Origin of the sequence: Gemmobacter fulvus, from assembly GCF_018798885.1 — a bacterium.
In the GTDB taxonomy this organism is placed as follows: domain Bacteria; phylum Pseudomonadota; class Alphaproteobacteria; order Rhodobacterales; family Rhodobacteraceae; genus Gemmobacter; species Gemmobacter fulvus.
In genome coordinates, this window is record NZ_CP076361.1 from 650,058 (window position 1) to 673,804 (window position 23,747).

Here is a 23,747-nt window from a genome sequence, read left to right on the forward strand (position 1 = left end):
CGCGCAGAACCATATCTGCGCACGGGGGGTGTGGGACAGGTGCAGGAACGGGCCGCTGCGGTGGCATTTCCCTGCATGGGCTGTCGCCATCTTCCGGGGATGGAAGGATATGAGGCGATGACGAGTGTAGCAAATCTCCAGCCGGATCCGGCACCGATCCTCGCGTGTACCATTTCACGCGATGTGCAGAACTTTGAACTGCTGATCGACGACATGGAGCAGGAGCTGGGCGAGAACTGGGGCGATCTGTCCTTCGAGGATGCCCTGGCCTTTCTGGAACAGCCCGACAGCGCCACCCTGCAATTCGTGGCCGTCGCCGTGGATGCCGAGGATGAGGCGGATCTGACCCGCATCACCGACATCATCCGCACCGCGAAGGCCAAGAACATCCGCGTCATCCTGATCGCCGATCAGCTGAGTCCCGTCGCCCTGCATCAGTTGCTGCGGCTCGGGGCCGAAGACTTTGTGCCCTATCCGCTGCCCGAAGGCGCGCTGCACGAGGCGATTGACCGGGTGCGCGCCCCTGCCCCGGCGGCAGCGGCAGCGGCTGCCCCGGCAACGCCGCCCGATCTGCCCGCCGAAACGCATCAGGCCCCCAGCTTCAAGGCCAAGGGCGACCGCGATGCGGTGATCCTGCCGGTGCATGGTCTGGCGGGCGGTGTCGGGGCCTCGACCTTCGCGGCCAATCTGGCCTGGGAACTGGCCAGCATCGACAAGACCAACCCGCCGCGCGTCTGCCTGATTGATCTCGATCTGCAATTCGGCGCGGCCTCCACCTATCTCGATCTGCCGCGCCGCGAGGCGGTGTTCGAACTGTTGCAGGATACCGAACACGCCGACAGCGACAGCTTTCTGCAGGCCATGCTGACCTTCAATGACCGGCTGCATGTGTTCACAGCTCCTGCGGACATGCTGCCGCTGGACATCATCACGCCCGAGGATGTGGCGCGGCTGCTGGATATGGCGCAGGCCAATTTCGATTTCGTCATCGTCGACATGCCAAAAACGATTGTCGCCTGGACAGAAACGGTGCTGAGCCGGGCGCATGTGTATTTCGCCATGATGGAACTGGACCTGCGGTCGGCACAGAACGTGCTGCGGCTGGTGCGCGCGCTGAAGGCAGAGGGTCTGCCGCATGAAAAGCTGCGTTATGTGCTGAACCGTGCGCCGAAGTTCACCGATCTGACCGCGAAAAGCCGGGTGAAGCGCATGGCCGAAAGCCTGGACATCGCCATTGAAGTGCAACTGCCCGATGGCGGCGCACAGGTGACGCAATCGAATGACCACGGGTTGCCGCTGTCGGAAACGGCCGCAAAGAACCCGCTGCGCAAGGAAATCGCCAAATTGGCCAAGTCCTTGTTTGATGTGAATAAAGCCGCCGAAGCCGCCAGAGGCTGAGCGGGGGGTGTGATAGGGGTGCAAGATGTTTTCACGGTTCAAGAAACCTGATGCGGGTGCTGTCAAACCCGCCCCGATGGCCGCCGTCGGGGCGGCCAATGCCGCACCACGCGCACCCGCATCGGGGGCAGCTTCCACCGCAAAATCCGGCGCGCCCGGGTTGATGCCCGCCCGCAACGCGCCCAAGGCCCCGGCCGAAGCCGCCGCCGCCGACAAGGAACGCAAGCGCAAGGACCGGCTTCAGGAACTGAAGGTGGAGCTGCACAAGCGCCTGTTGGAAAACCTGAACCTTGCCGCGCTGGAAAAGGCGTCGGAAGCCAGCCTGAAATCCGAAATCGCGTCGATTGCCGCCGAGGCGCTGGACGAGATGTCCATCGCGCTCAATCAGGTGGATCGCGCCACGCTGAATCAGGAGCTTTACGACGAGGTGATGGGCCTCGGCCCGCTGGAGCCGCTGCTGAAAGACGAAACCGTCAACGACATTCTGGTGAACGGCCCGAACCGGGTGTTCGTGGAACGCGGTGGCAAGCTGACGCTGACCGACATCACTTTCAAGGATGAACGCCACCTGCTGCGCATCATCGACAAGATCGTGAGCGCGGTGGGCCGCCGGGTCGACGAATCCAACCCCTATGTCGACGCCCGTCTGGCCGATGGCTCGCGCTTCAACGCCATGGTGCCGCCGGTTGCGGTCGATGGCAGCCTCGTGTCGATCCGCAAGTTCAAGAAGGAAAAGCTGGGCATCCATGACCTCGTGCGCTTTGGCGCCTTTACCGAGGAAATGGCGCTGTATCTGGAAGCCGCCGTCTCCACCCGGCTGAACATCATCGTGTCGGGCGGCACCGGCTCGGGCAAGACGACCACACTCAACGCGCTGTCGTCGTTCATCGACAATGCCGAACGTGTGCTGACCATCGAGGATACGGCGGAACTTCAGTTGCAGCAGGTCCATGTGGGCCGGATGGAAAGCCGCCCCGCCAACGTCGAAGGCAAGGGGGCCGTGACGCAGCGCGACTGTCTGCGCAACGCACTGCGGATGCGGCCTGACCGGATCATCGTGGGTGAAACCCGCGGTGAAGAGGTCATCGACATGCTTCAGGCGATGAACACCGGCCACGACGGATCCATGACCACGATCCACGCCAACAACGCGCGCGACGGCATCAGCCGCCTTGAAAACATGGTCGCAATGGCGGGGATCGAAATGCCGCTGAAAGCGGTCCGGTCGCAGATCGCCAGCGCCGTCAACCTGATCGTGCAGGCGTCGCGCTTGCAGGACGGCTCGCGCCGCATGGTGTCGATCACCGAAATCACCGGCATGGAGGGCGACGTGATCTCGATGCAGGAGGTGTTCCGCTACGAACGCCTCGGCCTTGCGCCGGATGGCAAGATCATCGGGCGCTTCAACGCCACCGGCGTGCGGTCACATTACACCGAACGTTTCAAACAATGGGGCTTCCACCTGCCCGCCTCGATCTATGAACCCATCGTCTGAGGTCTGATATGACAATCAACCCTGCCATCATCGTTTATGTGCTGATCTTTGTCGCCGTGCTGGCGCTGGTCGAGGGCATCTACCTCACGGTGTTCGGCAAATCCATCAGCCTCAACAGCCGCATGACGCGCCGTCTGGCGCTGCTGGAAAAGAACAACCAGAACCGCGAAGAGGTTCTGGCGCAACTGCGCAAGGAGATGGGCCAGCATATGAATGCGCGGTCCATTCCGATCTATTCGATCCTGGCCGACAAGGCACAGAAGGCCAATATCGCCTTTTCGCCGGTGCAGCTGATCGGCATCATGGCGGGCCTGTCGGTCTTTGCCTATTTCGGCCTTGCCATGGGCACGCCCGCCGCACCGGAAGTGCGCGCGCTGCTGGCGGTGGTGATGGGCGTGGGCGGTGTGTATTTCTGGGTCAACAAGAAGGCCAAGAAACGCATCGCGCTGATGGAGGAACAGCTGCCCGACGCGGTGGAGCTGATGGTGCGCAGCCTGCGCGTGGGGCACCCGTTTTCGTCGGCCATGTCGATCGTGGCGAAAGAGATCCCCGACCCGCTGGGCACCGAATTCGGCATGATCGGCGACGAGGCCGCCTATGGCCGTGACGTGTCGGAAAGCCTGAAAGCCTTTGCCGAGCGGATGGACAATCAGGATCTGCGCTTTCTGGCAGTGGCGGTAACGATTCAACAACAGTCTGGCGGTAACCTGGCAGAAATTCTGGAAGGTCTGGCCAAGGTGATCCGCTCGCGCTTCAAACTGTTCCGCCGCGTCAAGGCGATCACCGCCGAGGCGAAATGGTCGGGTATGTTCCTGTCGGCCTTCCCGATTCTGGCGCTGCTGATGATCCTGATGCTGAAACCCGACTACTTCGACGAGGTGAAGGAAACCTCGGCTTTCGTGCCCGCTGCCCTGATCGTCGCTGTCTTTCTTGTCGTCAACGTCATCTTCATGAAGATGATGGTCAATATCAAGGTGTGATCCAGCCATGTTCAGCAATATCAATGCCTTGCTAGTCGACAGTTTCGGGCCGCTCGGGCCGGTTTTCGTGGTGCTGGCCCTCGGCATCCTGCTCATGGGCTTCACCCTGCCCACCTTGCTGAAAAAGCGGGTTGATCCGCTCGACAAGATCAAGGTGCTGCGCAAGGCCGATGGCAAAAGCACCGCAGTCGAGGCCTTGCGCCGCGGCGATGCCGCCGACAAGCTGGAGAAATACGCCGCCTTCCTGGAGCCGCAGGACGCCGAAACCATGAGCGCGTCGCGGCTGAAGATGCTGCGCGCGGGCTACCGCGAAAAGAACGCCGTCCGCATGTTCCACTTTGCGCAGTTCACGCTGGGGATCAGCTTTCTGATCCTCGGGCTGGGCTATACCTTCCTGCTCAAGGCGCAGCAGGGCGATCTGCCGACGCAGACCCTGATGCTCTACACGATCATTCCGGGGGCGGCGGGGTATTACCTGCCGCAATACTGGGTGCAGCGTCGGTTGCAGATGCGCCAGCAGGAGATCATTTCGGGCTTTGCCGATGCGCTGGACCTGATGCTGGTCTGCGTCGAGGCCGGGCAATCGCTGGATCAGTGCATCAACCGCGTCGCCAAGGAAAGCCGCGCTGGTTATCCGGCGCTGGCCGATGAATTCGACATGGTGGCGCATGAGATCAAGGCCGGCAAAGAGCGGGTGGCGGTGCTGAAAGACATGGCCGAACGGGTGGGTGTGCCGGATGTGGCGTCTTTCGTCACGACGCTTGTGCAATCGGCCACTTTCGGCACCTCGATTGCCGAGGCGCTGCGTGTCTATTCTGCCGAAATGCGCGACAAGCGCGTGATGCGCGCGGAAGAGAAGGCAAACGTCTTGCCGACGAAGCTGACACTGGGCACAATGCTGTTTACCCTGCCGCCGCTGATGATCATCCTGATCGGACCGTCGATCCATGGCATTTCCACCCATCTCGGCGGGGGCTGAGACCGGAGCCAAATGAAGACCGCCTGCCTGATTGTAAGCTTGCTGAGCTTGGCCGCCTGTCAATTGACCGGCGGCTCTTCGCCTTTGAAGGGGGCGGAAAACGCCCCTCCCCCCGCCGATGCAAAGGGCGAGGGCGTGGACGGCCTGCTGGTGGGCCATCGCCTGATGGAGGCCGGAGAGTCGGAACTGGCGCTGAAAGCCTATCTGCGCGCCGCCGCCGAAAGCGGGATGAGCGTGGATGTGCTGTCGGCGCTGGGATCGGCCAATCTGGCACTGGGGCGGCTGGGTCAGGCCGAACAGCTGTTGCGCCGCGCGGTCGAGATCGACCCGTCTTTCGTGCCCGCCCAGAACAATCTGGGCGTGGTGCTGATGGAACGCGGCAAGGCGCCCGAGGCGAAGGTGGTGTTTCAGCAGGCCTATGCGCTGGACAGTGGCAACACGGACTCGATCCGCGAAAATCTGCGCCGCGCTATCGCCATGACGGAAAACAGTGTCTATGCTCCGGAAGAAGAGGAAAAAGTCCATAATTTCTCGCTGGTGCGACGGGGACAGGGCGAATTTGTGCTGCTGTCCGCGCTGTGATGGCGGGCTGATAAGACCGAGCAGTCAAAAGGACGCAAAATGCGCCACCCTGTGTTTGTTCTGCTGTGCCTGACCGGCACAGTTGCCCTGTCGGCCTGCGGGCGCGGCAACAGCGATGCCGAAGTGCAGCGCGCGTTGAAAGACGTGAACGTCATCGACGAAAGCAACCTCAGCGACATCATGCTGACCGTCGGGGATCCGAACGAGGCGGTGACCTATTTCAGCAATACGCTGAAACAGAACCCCGACCGGCCCGACCTGAAACGCGGTCTGGCCAAATCGCTGGTGCGGGCCGGCCGCGCTGCAGAGGCGACATCGATCTGGGGTTCGCTGGTCAATTCCGGTCAGGGCACCAACGAGGATCGCGTGGGCTATGCCGATGCGCTGATCCGCTCCAACGAATGGCCCGCCGCCGAAGCCGAGTTGAACAAGATCCCGCCGACGCATGAAACCTATGAACGCTACCGGCTGGAAGCGATGGTGGCCGATAGCCGCAAGGATTGGAAAAAGGCCGACAGCTTTTATGAAATCGCTGCCGGGCTGACCACCAAACCCGCCAGCGTGCTGAACAACTGGGGCTATTCCAAGCTGACCCGCTCTGATTTCGCCGGGTCGGAAAAGCTGTTCATCGAGGCGCTGACCTATGATCCCAAGCTGTTCACCGCCAAGAACAACCTGATCCTTGCCCGCGGCGCGCAGCGCAAATATGACATGCCGGTGATCGAGATGACCCAGAAGGAACGGGCCGAACTCGTCTATACGCTGGGTCTGACGGCGGTGAAACAGGGCGATGTGAACGTGGGGCGCAGCCTGCTGGAAGAGGCGGTGGAAACCCACCCGCAGCATTTTGACGCCGCCGCCCGCAGCCTCGCGGCCCTGGATGGCAAGGTGGTGAACTGATGATCGCCCTGCCCTCTGCGCTGTGGTTCCTGCCCGTCTGCGTGCCCATCGCGGTCTGGATCGCCTGGTCCGACATGAAGTTCATGAAGATCCCCAACAAGGCGGTGGTGGCCATGACGCTGGCCTATGCGGTGGTCGGGCTGCTGGCCTTTCCGCTGCAAGCCTGGCTCTGGGGCTGGGCGGTGCTGGGCATCGTGCTGCTGGCCGGGTTTGTGGCCAATGCCACCGGCCTTGTCGGCGCGGGCGATGCGAAATTTGCCGCCGCCATGGCACCGGTGTTTTCGACCGGCGATCTGCGGCTGATCCTTGCGCTGTTCTGCGCCTGCCTGCTGGGGGCCTTTGTCACCCACCGACTGGCCAAACACATCCCCCCGCTGCGCCGGGCGACCGCCGATTGGGAAAGCTGGACCCGCAAGGATTTTCCGATGGGTCTGGCTTTGGCGGGCACGCTGATTTTTTATCTGCTTGCCCCAATTCTGGCCGCAATTCCGGCCAATTGACCTGCTTTTCTCTGGCAAAACCCGCAGCATCCCGGCTGCGGCCCATCTTGCCGAGGTTTCGCCATGAACATGCAGGTCGCCCCGACTGTGATCGCCCCGCCCGGCCCGCGCACGCTGGCCGATACCGGATTGTCGCTGGTGATGATGCGCGACATCCTGTTGAAGACGATTTTCCGCATGAATCTCGATCTGGTGTCGGATCTGGCGCGCATCCTGTGCCTTCCGGTGCCTGCCACGCAGGAGCTGGTGGATCTGGCGCGCGGCCAGCGCCTGCTGGAGGCGACAGGCACGCTGCATGCCACCTCGGGCAATGAAATGGGCTATCAGCTGACCGATGGCGGCAAGGCCCGCGCGCTGGATGCGCTGGCGCAATCGGAATATTATGGCGCGATGCCGGTGCCGCTGGACAGCTATCGCGAACAGGTCAAGCGCCAGTCGGTGCGCAACATGAAACTGACGCGCGACCAGTTGCTGAAAGGCATGGGCCACCTGATCCTGCCGGAAGACCTGATCGGCAATCTGGGGCCTGCCGTCACCTCGGGGCGGTCGATCCTGATGTATGGCCCACCGGGCAACGGCAAATCCTCGATCTCCAACGGCATCCGCGATGCGCTTGGCGACAAGATCTATATCCCGCGCGCGCTGGAATATTCGGGGCAGGTCATCACCGTCTATGACCCCATCGTGCATACTGCGGCGGAAGAGGCGGTGGACGATCCCAACAGCCTGCGCCGCACCTCGAACCGCTATGATCAGCGCTATGTCTATTGCCAGCGCCCGTCGGTGATCACCGGCGGCGAATTGAGCCTTGATATGCTCGATCTGACCTACAACCCGGTGGCGCGCACCTATCAGGCACCGTTGCAGCTGAAATCCAATGGCGGCATCTTCATCGTCGACGACCTTGGCCGTCAGGCAGAGCCGCCGCAAAAGCTGGTCAACCGCTGGATCGTGCCGCTGGAAGAAAGCAAGGACATCCTTGCGCTGCAATCGGGCGAAAAGTTCACCGTGCCGTTTGACACGCTGGTGATCTTTTCCACCAACTTCCACCCGAACGAGATTTTCGACGGCGCGGCCCTGCGCCGGATCTTCTTCAAGATCAAGATCGACGGCCCGAACCAGGAGAATTTCCTGAAGATCTTCGCCATGATCGCGCGCAACAAAAAGATGCCGCTCGATGAACGGGCGATGATCCATCTGTTGAAGGTCAAATACCCGACCATCAACAACAATTTCGCCAATTACCAGCCGGTGTTCCTGATTGATCAGATGATCGCCATCTGTGAATTCGAGGGCCAGCCCAATCACATGACCCCCGAATTGATCGACAGGGCCTGGGCGAACATGTTCGTGCGCGATGAAAAGATTGCGAAATGACCGCCGCGCGGCCCCGCCGCCTCAGCCGAAGTGGATCACGCCCGCTTCGGTGACGATGGCATCCAGCCGCTGATCGGTCGGCTCGATCGGCACGTCGGGCACTTCCTGCGCGGCAAAGGCAAAGCCCACCGCCAGCGTCGGGCGTTTGCTGCGCAGCAGTTCCAGCGTGCGGTCGTAAAACCCGCCGCCATAGCCCAGCCGATAGCCGCGCCGGTCCCAGCCGACCAGCGGCACGATCAGCACCTCTGGTTCGATCCAGGCCCCTTCGGCGGGGATGAAGGCGCCAAAGGCCCCTTCCACCATCGCGCAGCCCGGCGTCCATTCGCGGAACTTCAGCGGCTGCCCCTTGCCCATGATCACAGGCACACAGACCGGCCCCTGATGGGCGGCCATCGCGGCCAGCGGGTCGATCTCGGTGCGCATCGCCATATAGCCCGACAGCGCTCGCCCGGCATGGGGGGCCAGCCAGTCGGCCAGCAACTCGGCCGCCTGTCCCTTCCCTTTGTCAAAGGCCGCCTTGCGGGCCGCAAAGCCCGCGCTGCGGGCCTCGGCCTTGATCTGTGCGATGGTCATAACAGCACCAATGTTGCCAGCCCGAGAAAGGCAAAGAATCCGATCACATCCGTCAGCGTGGTCACGAACGTGCCCGAGGATAATGCGGGATCAAAGCCGACCCGGTTGAGCAAAAGCGGCACCAAAGTGCCCGCAAGCGCCGCGACGAACAGATTGACGATCAGCGCCACGCCCAGAACCGCCCCGAGCAGCGGCGCGCCAAAGATCAGCCAGCCCGACAGGCCCATGATCAGCGCAAAGGCGATACCGTTGATCAGCCCCACGCCCGCCTCGCGCCGCACCACCCTGAGCGCGTTCGATCCGGTCAGATCGCGGGTCGCAAGCGCACGCACCGCCACCGTCAGCGATTGCGTGCCCGCATTGCCGCCCATCGAGGCCACAATCGGCATCAGCGCCGCAAGCGCCACCAGCGCCGAAATCGTGCCCTCGAAGCGCGAGATCACCAGGGCCGCAAGGTTGGCGGTGATGAGGTTGACGAACAGCCACGGAAAGCGGCTTTTCACCGTGTCGATCACGCCATCGGAGATCGAGCTTTCATCGCCGACACCGGCCAGACGCAGCATGTCTTCCTCATGCTCTTCATCCAGCACGTTCATCGCGTCGTCGATAGTGATGACCCCGACCAGCCGGTCGTTTTCATCCACCACCGGACAAGAGATCAGGTGATACTGGTTGAAGATATAGGCCACATCGGCCTCTTCCTCGGTGGCCTGAACCGTGCGGAAACTGTCTTCCATGATCGTGCGCAGCCCGACATCGCGCCGCGACGACAACAGCCGCCCCAGCGTGACATAGCCCTTGGGCTTCATGCGCGGATCGACAAGGATCACGTGATAGAACTGGTCAGGCAGCCATTCCGCCCCGCGCAGATGGTCGATGGTTTCGCCCACCGTCCAGTGATCGGGGGCCACCACCACCTCGCGCTGCATCAGGCGGCCTGCGGAATATTCCGGGTAGGCCATCGCCTGTTCCACAGCAACCCGGTCGGCGGCCTCCAGCGCGCTCAGGATCATGGCCTGCTGCGGGCCTTCGAGGTCTTCGAGGATGTCGACGACATCATCGGTTTCCAGCTCGCGCACCGCCTCGGCCAGCACATCGCGCGGCAGCGCCTCGATCACCTCTTCGCGGATCGAATCGTCGATTTCCGACAGGATGTCGCCGTCAATCTCGTCGGAATAGAGCCGCACGAAGGTGCGGCGTTCCGACGGGCTGATCTGTTCCAGAAGGTCGGCGATATCGGCGGCGTGCAGCGGTTCCAGCAGCACACGCAGCCGTGCGGCATCCTCGGCCTCCACCGCGTCGAGAATCGCCGCAACACGGCGCGGATCCAGCGCCTCTTCGTCGCCATTCTCCGGGAATGCCTCGTTTTCCGCCATTTTGCCTCCTGCGCGATTGCCGCGACCTTATGATAAGCTGTTTCAAAGAAACAGGGTGGAGCGGGAAATTTACCGAGGTCGTGAAAGCCTCTAGAGTGGCAGGGTTGCAAAGGAGGTGCGTCATGGCCGATCTACTTCTGGGGCAGGTTCTGTCCTTTACCGGCGATCCCTTCCTCGATGGGCCCGAGGCCGCGCGTCTGGACGGCGCGGTGCTGCTGGAGGCAGGTCGGATCCGCGCCGTGGGTCAGGCCGACGATCTGCGGCGCATGGCCCCGCAGGCGCGGGTGACGGATTATGGCCGCGCCATCATCTCTGCCGGTTTCGTCGATGCGCATGTGCATTATCCGCAGACCGCGATCATCGCGAGCTGGGGCAAACGCCTGATCGACTGGCTGAACAGCTATACCTTCCCCGAAGAGATGCGCTTTGCCGATCCGGCCTATGCCGAAGAGGTGGCGGCCCGCTATCTGGACCTGACGTTGGCGCATGGCACCACTTCGGTCTGTTCCTATGCCACGATTCACCCGGAATCGGTCGATGCGCTGATGGCGGCGGCGCAGGCGCGCGGCCAGCGGATCTGGACCGGCAAGACCTGCATGGACCGCAACGCCCCCGAAGGCCTGCGCGACACGCCGCAATCGGCGCATGACGACAGCGCCGCCCTGCTGGCCAGATGGCATGGGGTGGACCGGCTGTCCTATGTGATCACGCCGCGCTTTTCGCCCACCTCGACCCCGGACCAGCTTGCGGCCCTGGGGGCGCTCTGGGCCGCGAACCCGTCCTGCCTGATGCAGACGCATCTGAGCGAGCAGCTTGATGAAATCGAGTGGGTGCGCGGCCTTTACCCCAGCGCCCGCGACTATCTGGATACCTACGAAGCCTTTGGCCTGCTGGGCAAGGGCGGGCTGTATGGCCATGCCATCCATCTGGAACCGCGCGAGAAGGACCGGCTGCGCGAGGTGGATGCCAGCCTGATCCATTGCCCGACCTCCAACACCTTCATCGGGTCCGGCCTGTTCGACATGGGCGGGCTGAAGGCGGCAGGCCATCGCATCGGCCTTGCCACCGATACCGGCGGCGGGTCGTCCTTTTCGATGCTGCGCACCATGGCCGCCGCCTATGAAGTGGGCCAGTTGCGCGGACGCCCGCTGCACCCGTCGGAACTGTGGTGGCTGGCAACGCAAGGCTCGGCCCGCGCACTACATGCCGATCATCAGATCGGCAATATCGCAGCGGGCATGGAGGCGGATCTTGTGGTGATCGACACCGCCTCCACCCCGGCCATCACGCAGGCCACCGCGCGCGCAGACACGCTCTGGCAGGCGCTGTTCCCCACCATCATGATGGGCGATGACCGCGCCATCCGCGCCGTCTGGATCGCGGGCAAACTGCACCAGCGCTAGTGGCTGAATAGCAACCTGAAAACGGATGGGGGAGGTTCTGGAGCGGGCGGCGGGAATCGAACCCGCGTCTCTTGCTTGGAAGGCAAGGGTCTTACCATTACACAACGCCCGCGCTCTGGCGTCGTCATATCGCGTCGCAAAACCAGTGGCAAGACCACCTGCCGCCGCCGTTGCGATTTATCCGAAGTGCGGGATCAGATCACATCCGCAGTTTGCACCAGCCGGGCAAAGCCCTGCGCCAGCGTGGCCAGCGTCACGTCGCGCACCGTCTCCGGCGCGATTTTGGTGCCATCCGGCCCGGTGCTGCCAAAGTTGAAAGTGGCATCGGTGACCAGCTGCACCGCATAGCCCAGATCACAAGCGCTGCGGATGGTGGAGTTCACGCAAAAATCCAGCGCCGCCCCGACCACCACCAGCTCGCGGCAGCCATCGGCCTGCAACAGTTCATGCAGCCCAGTCCCGGCAAAGGCCGAAGAGGTGCGCTTCACGATCACCCGCTCTCCGGCCAGCGGTGCCACCTCGGGCATCACCGCCCCGGTCGGCTTGTCGAGGCGAAAACCCGAGGCCGGATCCGGGTCGTCATGGTGGATATGCAGCACCGGTCGCCCCGCCGCGCGGAAGGCCGCCAGCACCGCCGCCGCCCGTGTCTCGGCCCCCGGTGTGCTGCGCGGACGGCCCGCAAGCGTGCGCCGGGTGAATTCCTGTTGCAGATCAATGATCAGAAGCGTCGCGGTCATCGGGCCTCTCGGGCTTGCATCCTTGAAAGGGCGCCCCCGCAAGGGCACCCGGCACTTTCAGCAGCCCAGACACCAGCGCATCACCGCCTTCTGCGCATGCAGCCGGTTTTCGGCCTCGTCAAAGATCACTGAATGGGGGCCATCCATCACCGCGCTGGTCGCCTCGTCATTGCGATGTGCGGGCAGGCAATGCATGAACAGCGCGTCGGGTTTGGCCTTGGCCATCAGCGCCTCGTTCACCTGATAGCCGCGCAGCTGGTTGTGCCGCCGCTCTTTCGCGCTTTCGGGATCGTGCATCGACACCCAGGTATCGGTCACCACCAGATCCGCGCCTTCCACCGCCCGCGCCGGATCCCGCTCGATCTGCACCGACACGCCCTTGGAGCGGGCAAACCCGACCCATTCCGCCTCGGGGTCGAGCGTTTGCGGCCCGGTGAAGGTGAAATCAAAGCCGAACTGGCCCGCCGCATGCAGAAAGCTGGCGCAGACATTGTTGCCGTCTCCGGCCCAGACCACCTTCTTGCCCGCGATCGGGCCGCGATGTTCCTCATAGGTCATCACATCGGCCATGATCTGGCAGGGGTGGGTGCGGTTGGTCAGACCATTGATCACCGGCACCGTGGCATGTTCCGCCATTTCTTGCAGCGTCGCCTCTTCAAAGGTGCGGATCATGATGAGATCGACATAGCGCGACAGCACCCGCGCGGTATCGGCAATCGTCTCGCCATGGCCCAGCTGCATTTCCTTGCCCGACAGCACCATGGTCTGCCCGCCCAGCTGTCGCACCCCCACGTCAAAGCTGACCCGGGTGCGGGTCGACGGTTTTTCAAAGATCAGCGCGACCATGCGCCCCGCCAGCGGCTGCTCGTCATCGGGCGTGCCCTTGGGGCGGCCATTGCGCGCCGCTTTCATCGCATGGGCGGAATTGATCATCACCCGCAGATCGCTGGCAGAGGTGGTATGGATATCAAGGAAATGTTTCATGGATTCTGTCTGTCTGGCACAGGGCCTGGATGGTTTTGCAAAAGCGGAGCGACCGGGGCGGCAGGATCGTAATCCATCACCAGAACCGCAGTGCCTCCGGGGGTCGACGTAAGAAGACGGTCCCGAAATCCGGCTCGTCGGTAAGCCCGCACGGCCCGTTCATTCGACGGATCGGGGTCGATCACCAGACGCGCCGCCCCTTCGGCCAGCAGCGCCTCGGCCCGCTGGCGCAGATACCGCGCGGCATGGCCCTGCCCCAGCAGATCCGGCGCGCCCAGAAACGTATCCATGCCCCGGCTGCCGGGCGGATAGGCGGCCAGATAGGGTGCCCCTTCCGCTGACGCCTCAGCCCCCGGGGGCACCGCATAATCCTGCACAAAGGCAAAGGCCCTGCCACCAAGAAGCACCAGCCGCAGATCGGTCTGATCGCTGTCCAGCGCCTGCTCCAGCAGGGCAAGTTCGGCGTCGGGCGCGCCCCACCAGGCCCGCACATGCGGCTGGCTCAGCCAGTCCCGCATCTGCGGAAAATCGGCGCGGGTCAGGCGCGCAAAGGTGTAGACCTCATTGGCCATGGCTCTCGATCCGCGCGGCGGCGGCATCAAGCCGTTTCAGCGCCTCGGCAATATCCGCATCCGGGATGTTCAGCGCCGGCAACAGGCGCAGGGCATTGTCCGCCGCCGGAACCGTCAGCAGATGCTCGGCATAGGCCGCCTTCACCACCTCGGTATTGGCCGCCACGCATTTCAGGCCCAGCATCAACCCCTGCCCGCGCACGCCTTCAAACACCTGCGGGTGTGCGGCCACCAGCCCCTCCAGCCCCTGCCGGAACAGCCCCGCCTTGCGGTTGACCTCAGCCAGGAACGCATCATCCGACACGATCCGCGTCACCGCTGCGCCCACGGCACAGCCCAAAGGGTTGCCGCCATAGGTGGAGCCATGCGTGCCCGCCACCATGCCCGCCGCCGCCGCCTCGGTCGCCAGCACCGCGCCCAGCGGGAAGCCACCGCCAATGCCCTTGGCCACCATCATGATGTCGGGCGTGATGCCCGCCCATTCATGCGCAAACAACCGGCCCGTGCGGCCCATGCCGCATTGCACCTCGTCAAACACCAGCAGCACGCCATGTTCATCACACAGGTCACGCAAGCCTTTCAGACAGCCATCCGACAGGCTGCGGATACCGCCCTCGCCCTGAATCGGCTCCACCATCACCGCCGCCGTGCGCGCACTGATCGCCGCAGCCAGCGCCTCATGGTCACCGAAGGGCAATTGCCGGAACCCCGGCATCAGCGGCCCGAAGCCCTTGACCATCTTTTCCGATCCCGCCGCCGCAATCGCAGCCGTCGACCGGCCATGGAACGCGCCGTCAAAGGTCAGGATCTCGATCCGCTCCGGCTGGCCTTTCTCGTACCAGTATTTGCGCACCATCTTGACGGCAAGCTCAGCCGCCTCGGTGCCCGAATTGGTGAAAAACACCGTATCGGCAAAGGTTTTCTCCACCAGCAGATCGGCCAGCGCCTCCTGCTCGGGGATCCGGTACAGGTTCGACACATGCCACAGCTTCGCCGCCTGCGTGCTGATCGCCTCGACCAGCGCCGGATGGGCATGGCCCAGCGCATTCACCGCAATGCCCGCGCCCAGATCGAGATAGCGGCTGCCATCCTCGGCGGTCAGCCAGCTGCCCTCGCCCTTGGTAAAGGCCATCGGTGCACGGTTATAGGTCGGCAGAACAGACGAGATCATGGGAATATCCTTGCGGAACAGAAGCCATAGGGGTGCCAAAGGCACAGCGGCATGTCAACGGAGAGAGAGGGGAAAGCGGCATCGCGCCGATAATCGGCAGGGATCGCATGCTCCAGCACGCGCTCAGGCGCAGAAGCGTCGGCGTCGGGGGAGCTGGAAGAGGGGGCTCGATGCGATCATGCGCCCGTCCCTAGCGCGAAAAGGACCGCCTGTAAACGCAAATTCCACGGCCCCCGCCCACCTGACTGGCCTCGCCCACTTGCATTTTGCCCAAATACTCATCTTGCCGCCCTCACTGCCAGTGGACCGCCCTCCGGCCGCGCAGCAGCCGCCGCTGCGGCTGCGGGCAAGCGGGGGGTTCGATGCCCCCCGCGCCCGCCCCACCCGGCGCCTCAGTCCCGCTTGCGCTCCAGCCGGTAACTGCCCTCGGGCAGATCCAGTGCTGCGGCAAGATCGTGCAATTGCGTGATCGACAGCGTGATGATCATCGGCTCTTCGGTGACCGGGTGCAGCTGTTCCAGCGTCACACAATCCTCGAAAGCGTTGATGGTGATATCTTCCTGCAACCCTTCATGCCCCTCGTCGATGAGGGTGATCACGGTCGCGTCGAATTCATGCTCGATGGTAAACATGGCGCCAGCCTAAGCCCGTGCTCCGCGCCGTGCAATGCCAAAGGCCCCCCATCCCCGCTTTCGCCTGACAAGCCCGTGACAGCGCAAGAAGATGGCTTTCCGCCGCCGGTGGATTTGTTAGGAAGGGAGAAAATCCCGAATGGAGCAGGCAGCAATGCAGCGGATGGCACAGGCAACATGGCTTCTGGCGGCTCTCGCCCTGTCGGGCTGCGTGCAGATGACCGCCCCCGCCCCGATGCCGATCCCGCAGCCGGTGCCGCAAGCGGCGCGTGGCGAATTGCCGGTGCTGTCGCCGCAAGAGGCCGCGCGAAATTTCGTGACCGTGGTCACCCGGGTGGAGCCGGTGGCCGAGGCGCTGTGCCGCGCCCGCACCAATGGTCAGGCCGATTGTGACCTGCAGATCGTGATCGACAAACGCATGGAACTGCCGCCCAACGCCTTCCAGACCCTGGATGAGGCAGGCCGCCCGGTGGTCGGCTTCACGCTGGCGCTGATCGCCGATGCCCGCAACGCCGATGAGCTGGCCTTCGTGCTGGGGCATGAGGCGGCGCATCACATCGCGGGCCATATCCCGCGCCAGAAACAGACCGCCGCCGCCGGCGCCGTGCTGGGCGCGGTGCTGGGTCAGGTGACCGGCGCCGATGCGGCGATGCAGGACCAGCTGCAAAATATCGGTGCCTCGGTCGGCGCGCGGCGCTATTCGCGGGATTTCGAGCTGGAGGCCGATGCGCTGGGGGCTGAAATCGCGTTTCACGCCGGTTACGATCCGGTGCTGGGTGCCGGGTTCTTTGCCCGCCTGCCCGATCCGGGCGATCAGTTCCTCGGCAGCCACCCGCCCAATGCGCAGCGCCAGGCCCAGGTTGCCGCCGTGGTCGCCCGCCTGAAACAGCAGACCGGCACCGGCTGGTGACGCCGGCCCGGGCGGCGCGCGGGGGCCGCCCGGGCCGGCCGCGACTGAGCGGGGGCTCGATGCCCCCCGAAGCCGCCCCCGATTTGATCTGCGTCATGGCACGCAACCCCGCGCCGCCCCACCCTGTCCGAACAAGGAACGCGGGAGGCAGGGCAATGATCGGATATGTGGATGCACCGAAAGCGTGGTGGCTCACCCATGGCATGGCGCGCGCCGTGGGGGTCAGCCTGCCGCAGGCGGTCACCGAGGGCTGGCTGAAACGCAGCGAACTGGCGGCCATCGTCAACCGCTGCCAAGGCTGCGACAGGGCCGAACGCTGCACCGCCTGGCTGGCGCAGGCCAGCCGTGCCAGTGCCCTGCCCGCCTTCTGCCGCAACAAGGCCGAAATCGAATCGCTCGCCCCCGAACTGCCTGCGCAGGACGCGGCGCGCTGCCCCCCATTGGCTTGATCCATCCGCCGCGTTAGCCTGCACCGACAAATGCGACCGGAAAGACCAGAGCAGGATGCGGCAGATCGAACAGGTGGTGAGCGACCGGGGCTCCAAATATGCCGTCTCCGGCGGGCCGGTGTCCGGGCGGGCGGGCTGCGATTCCTTTGTAGCCGATCTGAAACGGGTCAAGAAATACGCCAAAGCCACGCATAACAGTTGGGCCTGCCTGTTGTCAGACGGCGGGCCGGTCAAGAATGACGATGGCGAAAGCGGCGCGGGCGCTGTGATCCTGCGGATGCTGGAACGGGCCGATCTGCGCGATACCATCGTGGTGGTGACGCGCTGGTATGGCGGCGTGCATCTGGGTGGCGACCGCTTCGCCCATGTCGTCACCTGCGTGCGCGCCTTTCTGGAGGCCGAGGCGAAAGGCTGATCTGCGTTTCATGGCCTGCGCCTGCCCGTCTCCACCCCAAGATGCAGGCCAATCCCGTGGACAGGCCGGGGCGATCCTGCGAGATAACCGCAAAAGGCAGGAGACGGATATGTTGGCATGGATCGGGGCCGAGCTGCGGCGGCTGGGCAATACGGCGCGGTGGTCCTGGCAGGGCTGGTGCGCCGCCTGGGCGGGCGAAAAATCGCTGCGGCAATGGGTCATCGTCAATGTCCTGTCGGCCCTGCTGGCCGTCACGCTGGATCTGACGCCGGGCGAACGCGCGCTGATCCTGGCGCTCGGGCTGCTGATCCTGGTGGCCGAGCTAATCAATACCGCCATCGAAGAGACGGTGGATTACATCTCGACCACCCAGGATCCGCGGGCGGGCCGTGCCAAGGATTGCGGCAGTGCCGCCGTGGCAGTGACGGCGATTGCCGGTGGCGTGGCCTGGCTGGTGATCCTGATCGGCTGATCCGCCCGCCTGCCCCCGTCAGGCGTGACGCCAGAGGTTCACCAGAAAGCACAGCACCCCGGCCAGAATGGCCAGTTCGGCCAGCGGGAACACCGGCCCGATGCTTTCCGCCGCCACACGCCCGCTCATCATCAGGAACAGCGCCAGCAGCAGCACTAGCGCACCGATCTGATGCAGCCAGAAGTGCGCCCGGCCCAGCACCCCTGCCGCCATCGCCGGGAGCACACGATAGGCCAGTCCGAACACCGCCATCAGCACAAACCCCAGCAGGTTAATATGCGCGTGAACCGGCGACAGTGAATGATCGCCGGAAGCCCCCATGTGGCTTCCCAATCCGATGCCGACAAGCAGATACACAGTACCGATCAACAGGAAGTTGCGTGAAATGGCCATGACGGTTTTCCCTGCTCTGGTGCGCAATCCCACAGCGCCCGTCCAGACTATCACGGTTTCGTGAACAGATCGAGCCTGCCACGCATCTGCCAAGCGCCTGCCGCACCCGAGACCTGCCGAACAGAACCCGCGACCGACCGGCCGCGCATCGAGGCGGCGCTTGTGGGCGGGCTGACCAGCGGCGAGGCCATCGTGGCTCGTTATCTGCGCGACAATGGCCTGACCCAGATGTTCGATCTTGAAGGCCCGAACCGGCTGTTTCTGATCTCGCTCGACGATGCCACGGGCATCGCCGCCCGCATCGAGGGGGCCTGACGCGCCCTACCAGCCCTGCCCCACCTGCCGCAACTCCGGCAGGAATGTCGTCAGCATCGGCGGCAACTGGTTGCGCCCCGGCCCGGCGGCAATCACCACCAGACGCGAGCCTTCCATGCCCTCGGGCCAGACAGGCAGGCTGCGCGGCGGGCTGAGGATATGCTGCACCACATGGAACACGGTGGGACGGCCCGGCAGCTCGGCAATCTCCACCAGCCCTTTCAGGCGCAGCAGATCGGGGCCGAAGGTCTGTTGCAACGCGCCAATGGCCATCTGCATCACCCGCGCCTCGATCGGCTGATCCGCCATGAAACAGAAGGCGGTCACGCTGTCGCCATGGTTGTTGGCACTATGGGCATGATGGCCGTGATGCTGCGCAAAGCGCAGCCATTCGGCCACTTCGGGCGGCTTTCCAGCCACGTCATAGGCCGCGAGCGAAAACAGCGCCTCGGGCGTCAGATCCGCCGCCGCAACCACACGCGCATTGGGGGCCACCCGCTCCAGATGCGCCAGCACCGGCGCAGGATCGGCCAGATCGGTTTTCGAGATCACCAGCAGATCTGCCACCCCGACCTGCCGCCGCGCCTCTTCATGCGCCGCCAGCGTGGTCAGCGCATGGGCGGCATCCACCACTGTCACCACCCCGTTCAGCACGAAATGATCCAGTATCATGTCATTGGTCATGAAGGTCTGCATCACCGGGGCCGGATCGGCAAGGCCGGTCGTCTCGATCACGATCCGGCTGAATTTCGGACCGGTGCCACTGTCGGCCTCATCCTTCAGGCGCAGCAGGGTCAGCCGCACATCACCCGACACCGTGCAGCAGATGCAGCCGGTCGAGGCGGCAAAGGCCCGGTCGCCCACACCCTCCATCAAGCCGCCATCGACATCGACCGCGCCGAATTCATTCACGATCACCGCCGTATCGCCAAAGCCCGGCGCAGCCATCAGCCGGTTCAGCAAGGTGGTTTTGCCCGCGCCCAGAAAGCCGGTCAGGATGGTTACGGGAATACGGTCGGTCATCGGCATCTCCTGTCACACCGGCGCATGGGTAGTGGCATCGGGCGCAGGCGGCAAGAGCCCGCCTTACCGCGCCAGTGCCAGAAGCCCGCCGACATCCAGATGCGCCTCCAGATGATCGGCCAGCGCATCCAGCGTCGCCTCCACCGTCGCCCCATAGCGCGCCTGTGACGGCGCGGCCCCAAGCGCGGAAAGCCAGGCCGCGCGGAACGCATCCGAGGTGAACATGCCGTGCAGATAACTGCCGGTGATCCGCCCGTCCGCCGAAACCGCCCCCTCCGGCTGCCCGTCGACAAAGGCAAACGGCCGGGCACGCGCCGGACCTTCGGTGCGGCCGATATGGATCTCATACCCTTCGACATCAAGCCCGCTGGCCGCATGGGTGGCGCGGGTGCGGGTCAGACGTTTGTCCGGCGTCATCAGGGTGGTGACATCGAGCAGACCCAACCCCGGCGTCTCGCCTGCCGGGCCCTCGATGCCGTCCGGATCCCGCACCACATGGCCCAACATCTGATAGCCACCACAAATGCCCAGAACATGCCCGCCGCGGCGCACGTGCGCGGCCAGATCAATGTCCCAGCCCTGCGCCCGCAGAAATGCCAGATCGCCGCGCGTGGATTTGCTGCCGGGCAGGATCACCAGATCGGCATCGCCGGGGATCGGCTGCCCCGCCGCGACCATGGACAGCGCCACCCCCGGCTCCTGCCCCAGCGGATCGAGATCGTCAAAATTGGCAATGCGCGACAGCGCAAGGCAGACCACCTTGAATCCGCCCGCGCCGCCCGCCTTCGGCAGGTCCAGCGCATCTTCGGCGGGCAGCCGCGCCGCATCGGCAAAGAACGGCACCACCCCATAGCCGCGCCAGCCGGTCTGCGCCGCGATCAACGCATAACCCTCGTCAAACAGCCGCACATCGCCGCGAAACTTGTTGATCACAAACCCCGCGATCATCGCGGCATCCGCAGGATCCAGCACCGCCTTGGTGCCCACCATCTGCGCAATCACCCCGCCGCGATCAATGTCACCCGCCAGAATCACCGGCACATCCGCCGCACGGGCAAAGCCCATATTGGCAATGTCACCGGCCCGCAGATTGACCTCGGCCGGGCTGCCCGCCCCCTCGACAATCACCAGATCATGCGCCGCTTTCAGCCGCCCGAAGCTCTCCAGCACCGACGCCATCAGACCGGGCTTGAGCGCGGCATAGTCCCGCGCCTTCACCGTGGCCACCCGCCGCCCCTGCACCACCACCTGCGCCCCGACATCGGTCTCCGGCTTCAGCAGCACCGGGTTCATGTCGGTCTGCGGCATCAGCCCACAAGCCAACGCCTGCAGCGCCTGCGCCCGCCCGATCTCGCCGCCATCTTCGGTGACGGCGGCATTGTTCGACATATTCTGCGGCTTGAACGGCGCCACCGACAGCCCACGTCGCCGCGCGGCCCGGCATAGCCCCGCCACCAGCAACGACTTGCCGACATTCGATCCGGCCCCCTGGATCATCAGTGCCGTCATTGCTTCCCCCCGGCCTCGGCGCGGCGGGGCGTGCGGAAGCCTCCGGCGGGGATATTTTCAACCAAGATGAAAGCAGACGGACAGCAACACGCAGCCCTCATGGAACCTCTCCACAACAAGGCAGGCCGCGCCCCCTTGCTGCTTTCATCTTGGCACAAATATCCCGGGGGTTTGGGGGCTGGCCCCCAATCCGGCAGATCAGCAGCAGCCACGGATCAGAACTCCACACCCTTCTGCCCCTTGATACCCGACCGGAACGGGTGTTTCAGCAGGGTCATCTCCGTCACCAGATCGGCCAGTTCGATCAACTCGTCCTTCGCGTTGCGTCCGGTCAGGCAGACATGGGTCAGCGGCGGTTTCTCGTCGCGCAGGAACGTCACCACCTCAGCCACGTCGAGATAGTCATAGCGCAGCGCGATATTGATTTCGTCCAGCAGCACGAAGCGGATCTCGGGATCGCGGATCAGTTCTTTCGCCTTGTCCCAGCCCTTCTGCGCCATCGCGATGTCGCGGGCGCGGTCCTGGGTTTCCCAAGTGAAGCCTTCGCCCATCGCATGAAACTGGCACAGGCCGCTGAAATGCCCTTCGATCAGCCGCCGCTCGCCGGTATCCCAGGCGCCCTTGATGAATTGCACCACGGCGCAGGGCATCTCATGCGCGATGCAGCGCAGGATCATGCCGAAGCCGGACGAGCTTTTGCCCTTGCCCGCGCCGGTATGCACGATCACCAGGCCCTTTTCGCCCTCCTTGCCCGCCATGATCTTGTCACGGGCGGCTTTTTTCTTGGCCATCTTCATCGCATGGCGGGCATCTTCGGCGCTCACATCCGTGGTCATGTCGCTGTCATCCGTCATGTGACGTTCCTCTGCCTTGACAATGGGGGGCCTCGTGCCTCAGGTGAGGCGGCGCTGGTGCCTGATTATGTCAGGCGAAGAGGGAATGCGACAGGCAATGCGACGCACCATGCGCCGATGCCGAAGCGCAGCCGCCCCCGCGACCGTGACCGGAGAGACCGCATTGCCACTGGGAAACCGGGAAGGCGGCGGTCAGGGGGAAACCCGCTCTGCAAGCCGGGAGACCTGCCAGCGCAGTGTTGAAACGGGCGGACGGGGTGTTCCGCGACCGGCAGAGGCGCCATGCGCCCCTTCCGTTTGCCAAATGCCCCCTCGCCCAAGCCGGAAGAGAGCCATGGCCAGCGCCACGCTTTACGTCTGCACCACCTGCCGCAGCGGTCTGCCTGCCGATCCGGAGGCGCCGCGTCCGGGTGCCGTGCTGCATGCCGCCCTCGCCGGTGCCGATCTGCCCGAAGGGGTGACGGTCAAGGGGGTGGAATGTCTGTCGGCCTGCAACACCGGCTGCGCGATTGCGCTGTCGGCCCCCGGCAAATGGACCTATGTTTACGGCCATCTGGATCCGGCGGCGCATCTGGCCCCGATCCTTGACGGCGCTGCCCGCTATGCTGCATCGGCGGATGGCCTCGTGCCATGGCGCGAGCGGCCCGAGATCTTCCGCAAGCAAAGTCTTGCCCGCGTTCCGCCTTTTGAAATTCCTGTGGAGACCACCGATGTCTGACCTCGCCAAAATCCCCGTTACCGTGATCACCGGCTTTCTCGGGTCCGGCAAGACGACGCTGATCCGGCATCTGATGGCCAATCCGCAGGGCAAGCGTTTGGCGGTGCTGGTCAATGAATTCGGCACCGTGGGGGTGGATGGCGACATTCTGAAATCCTGCGCCGATGACAATTGCCCGGTCGAGAATATCGTGGAACTGGCGAATGGCTGCATCTGCTGCACCGTGGCCGATGATTTCATCCCCACCATCGAGGCGCTGATGGCGCTGCCGCAGCGCCCCGATCACATCCTGATCGAGACCTCGGGCCTTGCGCTGCCGAAGCCGCTGCTCAAGGCGTTCGACTGGCCGGCGATCCGCTCCCGCATTACCGTGGATGGTGTGATCACTCTGGCCGATGCCGAGGCGGTGGCCGCGGGCCGCTTTGCCCCCGATGTCGATGCCGTGGCGGCCCAGCGCGCCGCCGACGATTCGATCGACCATGAAACCCCGCTGTCCGAAGTGTTCGAGGATCAGCTGGCCTGCGCCGATATCGTTCTGCTGTCGAAGGCCGATCTGGCGGGCGAGGCGGGCCTTGCCGCCGCACGGGCAGTGATCGAGGCGGAAACCCCGCGCAAGCTGCCGATCATCGCCATGACCGAAGGTGTGGTGGATCCGCGGGTGGTTCTGGGCCTCAATGCCGCCGCCGAGGATGATCTGGCCGCGCGGCCCAGCCACCATGATGGTCATGACGATCACGAACATGATGATTTCGACACCGTGGTGATGGAACTGGGCGAAGTGGCCGACCCGGAGGCGCTGCAAGCCGCCATTCAACGTCTGGCGCGCGAACAGCATATCCTGCGGGTGAAGGGTTATGTCGCGGTCACCGGCAAGCCGATGCGGATGCTGGTGCAGGCGGTGGGCGAGCGGGTGCGCGCGCAATATGACCGCCCTTGGGGCACCACGCCGCGCGCCACGCGGCTTGTGGTGATTGCAGAGCATGATCACGTCAATGAGGCGGCCATCCGCGCCGTGCTGGAGGGCTGATCC

27 protein-coding genes, 1 tRNA gene and 1 riboswitch are annotated in these 23,747 nt (G+C 64.3%); of the genes, 16 read left to right on the top strand and 12 right to left on the bottom strand.

The window, feature by feature from the left end; all coding sequences use genetic code 11:
- Positions 1–117 precede the first annotated feature (117 nt).
- The 8 genes from KM031_RS03150 (at position 118) to KM031_RS03185 (ending at position 8,211) form a co-directional block, all read left to right on the top strand.
- The gene (locus tag KM031_RS03150) at positions 118–1,398 is read left to right on the top strand and encodes a CpaE/TadZ family protein (protein WP_215503110.1); all 1,281 of its coding nucleotides are present in this window, start codon (positions 118–120) and stop codon (positions 1,396–1,398) included.
- A gap of 25 nt (positions 1,399–1,423) precedes the next feature.
- Complete coding sequence (locus tag KM031_RS03155) at positions 1,424–2,893, top strand: TadA family conjugal transfer-associated ATPase (RefSeq protein WP_215503111.1); 1,470 nt, start codon at positions 1,424–1,426, stop codon at positions 2,891–2,893.
- Positions 2,894–2,901: 8 nt separating this feature from the next.
- A complete protein-coding gene (locus tag KM031_RS03160) occupies positions 2,902–3,873 on the top strand; it encodes a type II secretion system F family protein (protein ID WP_215503112.1) in 972 nt (323 codons plus the stop codon).
- A gap of 7 nt (positions 3,874–3,880) precedes the next feature.
- Positions 3,881–4,852 carry a type II secretion system F family protein gene (locus KM031_RS03165; RefSeq protein ID WP_215503113.1) on the top strand — a complete coding sequence of 324 codons (972 nt, stop codon included), beginning with the start codon at positions 3,881–3,883 and terminating at the stop codon, positions 4,850–4,852.
- Between the two features lie 12 nt (positions 4,853–4,864).
- Positions 4,865–5,434, top strand: a complete 570-nt coding sequence (locus tag KM031_RS03170; RefSeq protein ID WP_215503114.1) for a tetratricopeptide repeat protein — start codon at positions 4,865–4,867, stop codon at positions 5,432–5,434.
- Between the two features lie 39 nt (positions 5,435–5,473).
- The gene (locus KM031_RS03175) at positions 5,474–6,334 is read left to right on the top strand and encodes a tetratricopeptide repeat protein (protein WP_215503115.1); all 861 of its coding nucleotides are present in this window, start codon (positions 5,474–5,476) and stop codon (positions 6,332–6,334) included.
- Positions 6,334–6,834, top strand: coding sequence for a prepilin peptidase (locus tag KM031_RS03180; protein ID WP_215503116.1), 501 nt, complete (start codon positions 6,334–6,336; stop codon positions 6,832–6,834). The genes KM031_RS03175 and KM031_RS03180 overlap by 1 nt, the downstream gene beginning before the upstream one ends.
- A 63-nt stretch (positions 6,835–6,897) precedes the next feature.
- Positions 6,898–8,211, top strand: a complete 1,314-nt coding sequence (locus KM031_RS03185; RefSeq protein ID WP_215503117.1) for a DUF8689 domain-containing protein — start codon at positions 6,898–6,900, stop codon at positions 8,209–8,211.
- Positions 8,212–8,232: 21 nt separating this feature from the next.
- Here the strand turns inward: KM031_RS03185 and KM031_RS03190 are convergent, their stop codons facing one another.
- A complete protein-coding gene (locus tag KM031_RS03190) occupies positions 8,233–8,784 on the bottom strand; it encodes a 5-formyltetrahydrofolate cyclo-ligase (protein WP_215503118.1) in 552 nt (183 codons plus the stop codon).
- Positions 8,781–10,160, bottom strand: coding sequence for a magnesium transporter (gene mgtE, locus KM031_RS03195; protein WP_215503119.1), 1,380 nt, complete (start codon positions 10,158–10,160; stop codon positions 8,781–8,783). Before mgtE ends, KM031_RS03190 begins: the two co-directional genes overlap by 4 nt.
- Positions 10,161–10,282: 122 nt before the next feature.
- Between mgtE and guaD the strand changes: the two genes are divergently transcribed.
- A complete protein-coding gene (gene guaD, locus KM031_RS03200) occupies positions 10,283–11,563 on the top strand; it encodes a guanine deaminase (RefSeq protein ID WP_215503120.1) in 1,281 nt (426 codons plus the stop codon).
- Positions 11,564–11,601: 38 nt separating this feature from the next.
- Here the strand turns inward: guaD and KM031_RS03205 are convergent.
- The 6 genes from KM031_RS03205 to KM031_RS03230 form a co-directional block, all read right to left on the bottom strand.
- Positions 11,602–11,675: transfer RNA gene (locus KM031_RS03205), tRNA-Gly, on the bottom strand.
- Between the two features lie 82 nt (positions 11,676–11,757).
- Positions 11,758–12,300 (bottom strand): isochorismatase family protein, encoded by a 543-nt coding sequence (locus KM031_RS03210; protein ID WP_215503121.1) that lies wholly within the window; start codon positions 12,298–12,300, stop codon positions 11,758–11,760.
- A gap of 57 nt (positions 12,301–12,357) precedes the next feature.
- Entirely contained in the window at positions 12,358–13,284 is a 927-nt protein-coding gene (gene argF, locus KM031_RS03215; RefSeq protein WP_215503122.1) for an ornithine carbamoyltransferase, read from the bottom strand.
- On the bottom strand, positions 13,281–13,856 hold the full coding sequence (locus KM031_RS03220) for a GNAT family N-acetyltransferase (protein WP_215503123.1): 576 nt from the start codon (positions 13,854–13,856) through the stop codon (positions 13,281–13,283). The genes argF and KM031_RS03220 overlap by 4 nt, the downstream gene beginning before the upstream one ends.
- A complete protein-coding gene (locus KM031_RS03225) occupies positions 13,846–15,027 on the bottom strand; it encodes an aspartate aminotransferase family protein (protein ID WP_215503124.1) in 1,182 nt (393 codons plus the stop codon). The genes KM031_RS03220 and KM031_RS03225 overlap by 11 nt, the downstream gene beginning before the upstream one ends.
- A 392-nt stretch (positions 15,028–15,419) precedes the next feature.
- On the bottom strand, positions 15,420–15,659 hold the full coding sequence (locus KM031_RS03230; RefSeq protein WP_215503125.1) for a DUF8831 family protein: 240 nt from the start codon (positions 15,657–15,659) through the stop codon (positions 15,420–15,422).
- 139 nt (positions 15,660–15,798) lie between these two features.
- Here KM031_RS03230 and KM031_RS03235 point away from each other — a divergent pair, with 139 nt between their 5' ends.
- From KM031_RS03235 to KM031_RS03250, 4 genes are all read left to right on the top strand, one after another.
- On the top strand, positions 15,799–16,569 hold the full coding sequence (locus tag KM031_RS03235) for a M48 family metallopeptidase (protein ID WP_370879078.1): 771 nt from the start codon (positions 15,799–15,801) through the stop codon (positions 16,567–16,569).
- Positions 16,570–16,724: 155 nt separating this feature from the next.
- Positions 16,725–17,018 carry a DUF6455 family protein gene (locus KM031_RS03240; protein WP_215503126.1) on the top strand — a complete coding sequence of 98 codons (294 nt, stop codon included), beginning with the start codon at positions 16,725–16,727 and terminating at the stop codon, positions 17,016–17,018.
- A 55-nt stretch (positions 17,019–17,073) separates the two neighbouring features.
- A complete protein-coding gene (locus KM031_RS03245) occupies positions 17,074–17,433 on the top strand; it encodes a YigZ family protein (protein WP_215503127.1) in 360 nt (119 codons plus the stop codon).
- A 109-nt stretch (positions 17,434–17,542) separates the two neighbouring features.
- On the top strand, positions 17,543–17,905 hold the full coding sequence (locus KM031_RS03250) for a diacylglycerol kinase (protein ID WP_215503128.1): 363 nt from the start codon (positions 17,543–17,545) through the stop codon (positions 17,903–17,905).
- Between the two features lie 18 nt (positions 17,906–17,923).
- Here KM031_RS03250 and KM031_RS03255 read toward each other — a convergent pair whose 3' ends face one another.
- Entirely contained in the window at positions 17,924–18,298 is a 375-nt protein-coding gene (locus tag KM031_RS03255; RefSeq protein ID WP_215503129.1) for a hypothetical protein, read from the bottom strand.
- Positions 18,299–18,358: 60 nt separating this feature from the next.
- Here KM031_RS03255 and KM031_RS03260 point away from each other — a divergent pair, with 60 nt between their 5' ends.
- A complete protein-coding gene (locus tag KM031_RS03260) occupies positions 18,359–18,613 on the top strand; it encodes a hypothetical protein (protein WP_215503130.1) in 255 nt (84 codons plus the stop codon).
- Between the two features lie 6 nt (positions 18,614–18,619).
- Here the strand turns inward: KM031_RS03260 and KM031_RS03265 are convergent, their stop codons facing one another.
- From KM031_RS03265 to cobO, 3 genes are all read right to left on the bottom strand, one after another.
- Positions 18,620–19,636 carry a CobW family GTP-binding protein gene (locus KM031_RS03265; protein ID WP_215503131.1) on the bottom strand — a complete coding sequence of 339 codons (1,017 nt, stop codon included), beginning with the start codon at positions 19,634–19,636 and terminating at the stop codon, positions 18,620–18,622.
- 63 nt (positions 19,637–19,699) lie between these two features.
- A complete protein-coding gene (locus KM031_RS03270; RefSeq protein ID WP_215503132.1) occupies positions 19,700–21,145 on the bottom strand; it encodes a cobyric acid synthase in 1,446 nt (481 codons plus the stop codon).
- A 215-nt stretch (positions 21,146–21,360) separates the two neighbouring features.
- On the bottom strand, positions 21,361–21,999 hold the full coding sequence (gene cobO / locus KM031_RS03275) for a cob(I)yrinic acid a,c-diamide adenosyltransferase (protein WP_215503133.1): 639 nt from the start codon (positions 21,997–21,999) through the stop codon (positions 21,361–21,363).
- A gap of 38 nt (positions 22,000–22,037) precedes the next feature.
- Positions 22,038–22,246, top strand: a riboswitch (cobalamin riboswitch).
- A gap of 87 nt (positions 22,247–22,333) precedes the next feature.
- On the opposite strand from cobO, the gene KM031_RS03280 reads away from it, so the two are divergent.
- Positions 22,334–22,717, top strand: coding sequence for a DUF1636 family protein (locus tag KM031_RS03280; protein ID WP_215503134.1), 384 nt, complete (start codon positions 22,334–22,336; stop codon positions 22,715–22,717).
- Positions 22,710–23,744: a cobalamin biosynthesis protein CobW gene (gene cobW / locus KM031_RS03285; protein WP_215503135.1), complete on the top strand. Its 1,035-nt coding sequence runs from the start codon at positions 22,710–22,712 to the stop codon at positions 23,742–23,744. The genes KM031_RS03280 and cobW overlap by 8 nt, the downstream gene beginning before the upstream one ends.
- Positions 23,745–23,747: the final 3 nt, after the last annotated feature.